Origin of the sequence: Xanthobacter tagetidis (assembly GCF_003667445.1) — a bacterium.
In the GTDB taxonomy this organism is placed as follows: Bacteria; Pseudomonadota; Alphaproteobacteria; order Rhizobiales; family Xanthobacteraceae; genus Xanthobacter; species Xanthobacter tagetidis.
Window position 1 is genome coordinate 1 of sequence record NZ_RCTF01000082.1, and the last position, 516, is coordinate 516.

The following is a 516-nucleotide window of genomic DNA, read 5'->3' on the forward strand; positions in this document are numbered from 1 at the left end:
CCCAAAGCCAAGGCGCAGAAGGTATAAACAGGTGCGTGTGGCGGCCAAACGATGGTTTCTTTGCGGCCCCACTTCTGATTGTTGTTCATCGTCCCGCCTCCGTTGCGGCGTACTGCTGCATGACTTCTGCTGCTGCCTTGTGCTTTGAATTGCGGATCGTCTGAAGCTCTTTCTGGAACGCTTCGGGCGTCATCGAGTCGCCACAGACGACACTCCGCAGCGTGGAATTCAGAAGTTGGCGGATGGCCACGATTTCTGTAAACGTAGGCGTGATGGTTTCGCCTCGGGCGGCCGCAAGTAGTACCTCGCGGCACCACTCGCTAAGGCTCTGCCCCTTCAGCTTGGCGGCTCGTTCCATCTCGTTCTGTTCGTCGCGAGTGACGCGAGCGGTCGCGCTGATCGTGCGCCCTGTGCGTCCTTTCGAGCGTCGTATCCGCGTCTCTAGGTCTAGGAACGATGGCTGCGTATTCTCTTCCATTAGCGGAATTCCTCAGTTGACTATCGTTGACCGGTGGT

The 516-nt window shown here is 57.8% G+C and carries 1 protein-coding gene; it reads right to left on the minus strand.

Going from position 1 to position 516, the window contains the following annotated elements; genetic code table 11:
* Window positions 1–85 precede the first annotated feature (85 nt).
* Window positions 86–478: a plasmid mobilization protein gene (locus tag D9R14_RS22760; RefSeq protein ID WP_121625956.1), complete on the minus strand. Its 393-nt coding sequence runs from the start codon at window positions 476–478 to the stop codon at window positions 86–88.
* Between the last annotated feature and the right edge of the window lie 38 nt (window positions 479–516).

What these genes read in the sequence shown, in the direction of transcription:
- D9R14_RS22760 (WP_121625956.1), bottom strand. Translation starts at nt 478, where the DNA reads ATGGAAGAGAATACGCAGCCATCGTTCCTAGACCTAGAGACGCGGATA.